6 protein-coding genes and 1 tRNA gene are annotated in these 7,267 nt (G+C 60.8%); 5 read left to right on the top strand and 2 right to left on the bottom strand.

The window, feature by feature from the left end:
- The first annotated feature begins 5 nt into the window (after positions 1-5).
- From P8L30_10960 to P8L30_10950, 3 genes are all read left to right on the top strand, one after another.
- Positions 6-79, top strand: a tRNA-Ile gene (locus P8L30_10960).
- 747 nt (positions 80-826) lie between these two features.
- The gene (locus P8L30_10955; protein MDG2240711.1) at positions 827-1,909 is read left to right on the top strand and encodes an AI-2E family transporter; all 1,083 of its coding nucleotides are present in this window, start codon (positions 827-829) and stop codon (positions 1,907-1,909) included.
- Entirely contained in the window at positions 1,909-2,418 is a 510-nt protein-coding gene (locus P8L30_10950) for a hypothetical protein (GenBank protein MDG2240710.1), read from the top strand. Before P8L30_10955 ends, P8L30_10950 begins: the two co-directional genes overlap by 1 nt.
- A gap of 28 nt (positions 2,419-2,446) precedes the next feature.
- On the opposite strand, the gene P8L30_10945 is transcribed toward P8L30_10950, so the two are convergent.
- Positions 2,447-3,436 carry an alpha/beta fold hydrolase gene (locus P8L30_10945; protein ID MDG2240709.1) on the bottom strand — a complete coding sequence of 330 codons (990 nt, stop codon included), beginning with the start codon at positions 3,434-3,436 and terminating at the stop codon, positions 2,447-2,449.
- Positions 3,433-3,978: a DNA-3-methyladenine glycosylase I gene (locus P8L30_10940; GenBank protein ID MDG2240708.1), complete on the bottom strand. Its 546-nt coding sequence runs from the start codon at positions 3,976-3,978 to the stop codon at positions 3,433-3,435. Before P8L30_10940 ends, P8L30_10945 begins: the two co-directional genes overlap by 4 nt.
- 229 nt (positions 3,979-4,207) lie before the next feature.
- Between P8L30_10940 and P8L30_10935 the strand changes: the two genes are divergently transcribed.
- A complete protein-coding gene (locus P8L30_10935) occupies positions 4,208-4,582 on the top strand; it encodes a hypothetical protein (protein MDG2240707.1) in 375 nt (124 codons plus the stop codon).
- A gap of 113 nt (positions 4,583-4,695) precedes the next feature.
- Positions 4,696-7,266, top strand: a complete 2,571-nt coding sequence (locus P8L30_10930; protein MDG2240706.1) for a M1 family aminopeptidase — start codon at positions 4,696-4,698, stop codon at positions 7,264-7,266.
- The last annotated feature ends 1 nt before the right edge of the window (position 7,267 follow it).

Here is a 7,267-nt window from a genome sequence, read left to right as displayed (position 1 = left end):
CATGGGGGCCCGTAGCTCAGTTGGTCAGAGCAGTCGGCTCATAACCGATCGGTCCCAGGTTCGAGCCCTGGCGGGCCCACTGCGAAGTGAGGCATACCGGGCCTGTCGCTGACCAGCGGCAGGCCCGGTCTCGTGCCTAGGCTTGCGCGACGTCGTCAAAGAGCACGACCACGTGGTCGGGGTGTCCGTCCCATGTTCTAACGAGGCCGGACCGAGTCTGCGCCCACAGAATCTCCCCATCCGCAGCTTTGATTCTTCGTTGAGCTTCGCTCACATCCGAGGTGCCCGAAGGGATGATCGGAATTTCAGCCGCGAGCGCGTCCCTGTCGCGATCGTCCGCGAATTCGATTGCGTGGTCTTGCCGGACCGGGCGCTCTCGGGCTTCAGTCGGTGTCGCGGGAGGGAGGTTTTCGGAGGTGCTTGGTCTGCCCTCTTTTCCGTTTGGCGTCAGCTCTCTTTGTCTTCTGGGAACGCGGGACCTTCGTGGGCACACGTGGCTTCCGGCGCCGCACCCGCTCTTCCAGGGTGGCCCTCAATCGAGCAATGGCGAGCATCTTGTTTCGGAGTTGACTGCGCTCGTCACGCGCCGTCGTGCGGAGTCCGGTCGGGAGGTGAACCAGACGTACCGCACTGTCCGTTGTGTTCTGATGCTGTCCGCCCGGCCCCCCGGCTCGGAAGGTCTCGACGCGACATTGCGCGAGAAGTTCGTCGTCGCCGTCGGGAATTATGAAGTCGGGTGGCTGTACGTTGTCCATCGTCCTGTGCTATTCTTCGTTCGCGTGCTCGACCGACGCGTCCCCGACAGCCGTTTTCCAGCGAACAACCCATGATTTCCGAGCGCACCGAACAGAATCCGGGAGCCAGGTTTCTCTTCATCCTGGCCTGTTTGGTCGTTGTGGTCTATGGCCTGAAGTTCGCGGCCCCGATTCTGGTGCCGTCGGCGCTGGCGCTCTTCCTGGCGGTGCTCTCTCTTCCGGTCATGCTGTGGCTCCTGAAGCACCGCGTTCCTGCGGGCGTGGCGACACTGGTCACGGTATTAGCGAACATGGCGGTCGTCGTGCTCCTGATCTTGCTGGCGAGCCAGTCGGTTTCCGAGTTCCAAGCCAGCCTCGATGGTTATGTCGAGGTGTTGGGGACGCGTCAGGAATCGGTCATCAATTGGATCGAAGAGCAAACCAGCTTCACTGTCAGCAACTACCTCACGATGGATCTGATCAATCCAAATGACGTCGTTGACTTCGTGGGAGGCACCGTCGGGCGCATCGCCCAGTTTTTCGGAACGACCTTCCTGGTCTTCCTGATCATGGCCTTCATGCTCGGGGAAGCGACCGTATTCCCAGCCAAGTTCCATTATGTCTTGGGTGAAGACGCCGGTTCCGAGGATCGACTCAAGAAGGTCGTCACCGAGGTGCAGACTTATCTCGGGATCAAGACGATGGTCTCGCTCATGACCGGGCTCATTCTCGGTCTTTGGGCCTACGTCATGGATCTCGACTTCCCGTTGCTTTTGGGACTCGTCGCGTTCGTGCTCAATTATGTCCCGACGGTCGGGTCGATTCTCGCGGCGATACCGGCGGTACTCATCAGTCTGGTGCTGTTCGGAACACTTCCCCACGCAATCGTCGTGGCCGGGGGCTACGTGATGGTGAACACGCTGTTCGGGAATATCCTTGAGCCGAGTTTGATGGGTCGTCGGCTGGGTCTTTCGACGCTGGTGGTCATCCTGTCATTGTTGTTCTGGGGATGGGCCTGGGGGCCGTTGGGTGCCCTCTTATCCGTCCCGCTGACGGTCGTGATGAAGATTGGGCTCGAGAACACCCAAGATCTCCGGTGGGTGGCCATTCTGTTGGATAAATCGGCCCCTTCGGTTCTGGATGCTTCGGATGCGGGTCTTGAGGAGAGTGCCTAATGCCGCGAGTTGAGTTTGCTGAACTTCCCGGGCACGGTCGTTTGTGGGTATTCCCGGCGACCGGGGATCTGACCGAGGAGCAGGTTGAGCGTTTCTCTGACGCTGTCGACGACTTCTTGGACGGATGGGCAGCCCATGGGGTGCCGCTCGTGTCCTCGAGAGACCTCCAGGACAAGCGCTTCCTATTGGTCGGCGTGGATGTAGACGCGGAGGCTCCGTCCGGATGCTCGATCGACGCGCTTGTGCGTGAGTTGCGCGCGTTGGGGGCCCAGATGGGCGTGTCCTTGATTGACCACGCGCCGATCTGGTATCGGACTGATGACGGGGTCTCGAGTCTGTCCCGCGCAGATTTCCGGGCTCTGGCCGAGTCCGGAGCAATTGGCCCAGACACCCGTGTCTTCGACACGACCCTTACCAAGATCGGGGCGTTTCGTGACGGCCTTTTCGAGCGAGCGGCCAGTGAGACGTGGCACGGGAAGGCCTTTTTCCGCGACCGGCTGCCGGTCTAGAGAAGCTGCCCGAGCAGTGGGGCCCTGCCTAGTCTTCCTCTAGGAGGGTCTCGGCCAGGAAACGCGCTGCTTCTTCGTCGCCCCAAAAGGAAGGGCTCCACGCGCTTCCCTGAAGGAATCCGACGTGCCCACCATGTTCTTGCAGGGCCAGTGTGATGTGTTGGTTACTCTCAGCCGCGGTCGTGGGGATCGACGCGGCCGGTAAGAAGGGGTCGTCTTCAGCGTGCAGCATGAGCGTCGGCACACGTATGGTCGATAGATACCCCGAACTGCTGCACTCGTCGTAGTAGTGTGCTGCACTGTCGAAGCCGTTCAGGGGTGCGGTGAACACCTCATCGAAGTGCCAGATCGTCTTCGTGAGGCGGACCCCAGGCAGGTCGATGAGTGGACTGAGGAGATCAGCCTTGCCTTCGACCTTTCCAAGCAGCGATCGCATGAAGTAAGACGTGTAGAGCCGCCCCATGCGAGAGCGTTCAAGAAGCGCACAGCCCGCCGCAAGGTCGTACGGAACGGACATGGCCACTGCAGCAGATACGAGGCCGCATCCACCGTCAGGAGCTTCTCCTAGCATCTTGAGGAGGACGTTCCCACCTAGTGAAAAGCCCATCGCCCCAAAGCGTCGATCCGGATGACGGGCTCTGAGTGTCTCGAGCACGAAGCGCGGGTCGGTAGTTTCACCCGAGTGGTAGAAACGGGGAAGGAGATTCGGTTCCCCGCTGCACCCCCGGAAATTGAGGGCAACCGGGCGGACGCCGCGGCCCAACAGTTCCCGACAGACGTTCTTCATGTACGGCCTGGCCGACGACCCCTCCAAGCCATGCATGACGAGCACGATGGGTGCAGACGGTCCTAGGTCGGGACCCCAGTCCAGGTCTATGAAGTCTCCGTCCGGGGTTGCCAGTCGTTCACGGGAGTAGAGCGGTCCGTCTCCGGAGCGCAGGACGCGTGCGCCGATGGTCTGAGCATGGGGGCCACTGGCCCAACCAGCCGGGTGGAAGCGCTGAATAGGGAAACTCAATGCATCCACGGTGGGCTGAGCGACGCGATCTGGGCGTACACGGGGCAGGCCTCATGGTGCGCACCGGGTAGGTAGCCGGTGGACATCAAGAACTCGCCTGTGATCTCACCCCCCGTGAAACGGAAGGTCTTCTTGAAGAGTTTGACCCACTCGTTCTTCGGAAGTGGGTGATGCGCATCGAGCCAATTCCGGAATGATCCATGTGCCGCCTGAAGCTCCAAGATCACCTGCGCGTTGGAGATCGCAGCGGCGACCTTGAGACGGTTCCTGATGATCCCCGCATCAGACAGCAGTCGGTCGCGATCCCCAGCACCAAAGCCAGCCACTTTCTCAATGGAGAAGTCGGCGTATGCCTTCTTGAAGGCCTCCTTCTTTTTGAGGATCGTGAGCCAGCTCAATCCCGCCTGGTTGATCTCGAGTAGCAGACGCCCGAAAAGGTTGTCATCGTCCGCGATGGGGAAGCCGTACTCGAAGTCGTGATACGGTCCATGAAAGGGATGGTCCTTGGCCGCATGGCAGTACGTATTCAGGGGTGGCTGCATCGGGTTCTTTGTGGGGAGAAGGCGGAGCAAGGTACCGGAACCGTGGGTTGAAGAACACGAGTGACGGCAGACAAGCAGAGGCGGGTGTTTCCTGAAACGCTGCGCGGTCGCGGGGCACCCTGGAGCGGTCTCTACCGAGACCGATTTCGCTGTATTTCACTTTGAGAGTGACACCTTCGCGTTCCGTGACAACCGGACCCCGGATGAGGGTTGGCTCTTTGGAGGCGCTTTGACCCTGATCCCTTGGTGGATGCCTGATCCCAACCTGACTCAGGGCGGTATCTCGCTCGTAGGTGAAGGCGCGACCGGGGACTGCCCGTACGGCAGGTCGTCCTTGGGCACCCGATTGGCGGTGCAACTGCCATCGGATCTGCGTTTCGGGCTGGAGGTAGGCGTCGGCACATCGTGGGGTGCAGCACCGGCTCAAAAGCTCTGGTACGTCGGTGAGCCCGGGGTCCGAAATGCGTTCGAGCTGGACGATGGGTTCTACCGCGCCGGAGTCGGACTGTCGATCCTGGACGGCCTCATTCGCATGGATTCCGCGTGGGGGCTTAAGCGACCCAGGGGCTTCCGCTTCGACTTCTATCTCGACGCGATTCTTTAGCCTGGTAGGGAGGGCTACACACGACACCTTTGCAGGGCTTCTCCGCCGCCGCACTATATCGGTCCGTGTCGCGGTACGCGCCGCACGGTTTATAGAACCCTCGTGAGGAAGTCATGACCGTATCGGTCCGCGGTACCTCCCGGCTTGCCCTATTCGCGCTTGTCGCTGCTCTTGGCGCGTGCGATGTCGCTCCTGTCCCAACGGATACTGGAATCCCGTGGGAACTCGCGGAGCACCGCACCCGAACGATCGAGGGCCTTCGATACAAGATCACTCTGGATATTCCGGAGGACCGTGCCGATCCAATCCAGGGCAGGTCGCTCATAACCTTCGGTTGGACGGATTCTGACGAACAGCCGCTGGTCCTCGACTTCATGAACCCCGGAGACCGCGTGCACTCCGTTGTGGTCAACGGCACCGATGCGGCATGGGAGCCGGTGAACGACCACGTTGTCATCTCGGCTGAATTGCTTCGCAACGGAGCAATGAATGAAGTCGACCTGACCTATGATGTGGGTGATGAGGCGTTCAACCGCAGTGACGAGTTCCTCTACGCGCTCTTTGTGCCCGACCGAGCGCACTTTTCCCTTCCGCTGTTCGATCAACCGAATCTGAAAGCACCGGTTGAGTGGAAGGTGTCTGCGCCCGAAGGATGGAAGGTGATCGCGAATGGCCCGGCTGCGGAAGGCACTCGTCTGAACGGGCGGCAGACCACGAACTTCCTAGAGACGCGGCCGATTCCGACTTACTTGTTTGCAGTGGCCGCGGGACGCTTCCAGGAGGAATCGGAGGTGATCAACGGGCGCGTCTTCCGCATGTTCCATCGCGAAACGGATACCGCCAAGGTCGCGAGGAACCGCGATGAAATCTTGCGGCTGCACGCGGCGTCCGTGGAGTGGCTCGAGGATTATACGGGGATCGACTACCCGTTCCAGAAATTCGATTTCGTCTTAATTCCGTCTTTCCAGTACGGCGGAATGGAGCATCCCGGTGGCATCCTGTACCGTGAAGGCGGGTTGATGCTGGACGAGACCGCGACCCAAGGACAGATGCTGGGTCGGGCCTCGGTGATCGCGCACGAGACGGCACACATGTGGTTCGGCGACCTGGTAACCATGAACTGGTTCGACGACGTATGGACAAAAGAGGTCTTCGCGAACTTCATGGCTGCGAAGATTGTGCATCCGTCGTTTCCCGATGTCGACCACGATCTACGCTTCCTGACGGCACATCATCCGTCGGCCTATGGGGTCGATCGTACGGACGGGGCCAATCCGATCCGTCAGCCGCTCGAGAACCTCAGATTCGCTGGCACGTTGTACGGCGCGATTATTTACCAGAAGGCCCCAATCGTGATGCGGCATCTCGAGGCCCGAGTGGGGGAAGAGACGTTCCGCGACGGGCTCAGAGAGTACTTGTCCACGTTCGCGTACGGGAATGCCACCTGGCCCGACCTAATTGCGATCCTAGACGGGAAGTCTCCTGAGGACCTGTCTTCTTGGAGTCGGGTTTGGGTCGAGGAAGCTGGCCGCCCGACGATCACGGTTTCCCGGGACGGCGACGATGCTGTGATCACACAAACCGACCCGGCGGGACAGGGAAGGGTGTGGCCCCAGACATTGCACGTGCGTTCGGGCTCCATCGGCGAGAGCCGACTAGCCACGCTTGAACTCGGGTCGGCTCCGGCTCGGGTAGAGGGGGCTGGAAGCGCGGATTTCATTCTTCCGAACGGGTCCGGCATGGAGTATGGAGGCTTCGTCCTCGATGAAGCGAGTATCACTTATCTCGTCGAGAATGGCGCGTCTTCAGATGAGGCCCTGACCCGAGGAGCGATCTGGGTAATACTCTGGGACCAGGTGCTCGAAGGGCGGCTTGCCCCGGAGACATTTTTGCGCAGTGCGCTCGACGCTTTGCCCGCGGAATCCGATGAGTTGATACTCGGGAGGTTACTAGGGTACGTCGCTTCGACGTTCTGGGACCTGCTCTCGGACGCGGAACGTGGGACGTGGGCGCCGGAGATCGAGGGCATCGTTTGGGCTGGCGTCGAGAGCGAACGACCGCGTACGGCGCGCGCGTCCTTCTACGGGTCCTACAGAGCACTCGCCACTACGGATCAGGGTGTGGCACGCTTGCGCCGACTATGGGAGGGCTCGGAGTCGGTCGAAGGACTACCCCTCTCCGAGGTGAACCAGATCGGGTTGGCCAATGGCCTCGCGTTGCGGAGGGTGGACGGCTTCGAGGACATCCTGACGGAGCAGGAAGGGAAGATCCAAAACGCGGACCGCCTTGCGCGGTTTCAGTTCGTTCGCCCGTCATTGGCAGCGGACCCGGCGGATCGCGACGCCTTCTTCGCTTCACTCGCAGATGTCACGAATCGTGAACAGGAACCGTGGGTGTTATCCGGTCTCGGCAATCTCCATCATGCGCTCAGGGGAGACGAGTCGCTTCACTTGGTTCGTCCGGCATTGGACATGATCGGTGAGATTCAACGCACAGGGGACATCTTTTTCCCAGGTCGGTGGCTCGGTGCCACCCTGGGCGGCCACGGGTCGGCTGAGGCAGCGGATGTGGTCCAGGCGTTTCTCGACCAGACGCCAGATCTGTCGCCACGGTTGCGCCTCAAGGTGCTCCAGTCCGCCGACATGGTGTTTCGCTCGGCCCGTCTTGTGCACGATCGAGACTAAA

Source organism: Longimicrobiales bacterium (genome assembly GCA_029245345.1).
Taxonomy (GTDB): Bacteria; Gemmatimonadota; Gemmatimonadetes; order Longimicrobiales; family Gaopeijiaceae; genus CALFPJ01.
Note: the sequence above shows the minus strand (reverse complement) of the source record. Positions and strands in the feature narration are given on the sequence as shown.

Excerpts from the sequence above, each read along its gene's own strand:
- P8L30_10955 (MDG2240711.1), top strand. The coding sequence starts at position 827 with ATGATTTCCGAGCGCACCGAACAGAATCCGGGAGCCAGGTTTCTCTTC.
- P8L30_10950 (MDG2240710.1), top strand. The coding sequence starts at position 1,909 with ATGCCGCGAGTTGAGTTTGCTGAACTTCCCGGGCACGGTCGTTTGTGG.
- P8L30_10940 (MDG2240708.1), bottom strand. The coding sequence starts at position 3,978 with ATGCAGCCACCCCTGAATACGTACTGCCATGCGGCCAAGGACCATCCC.
- P8L30_10930 (MDG2240706.1), top strand. The coding sequence starts at position 4,696 with ATGACCGTATCGGTCCGCGGTACCTCCCGGCTTGCCCTATTCGCGCTT.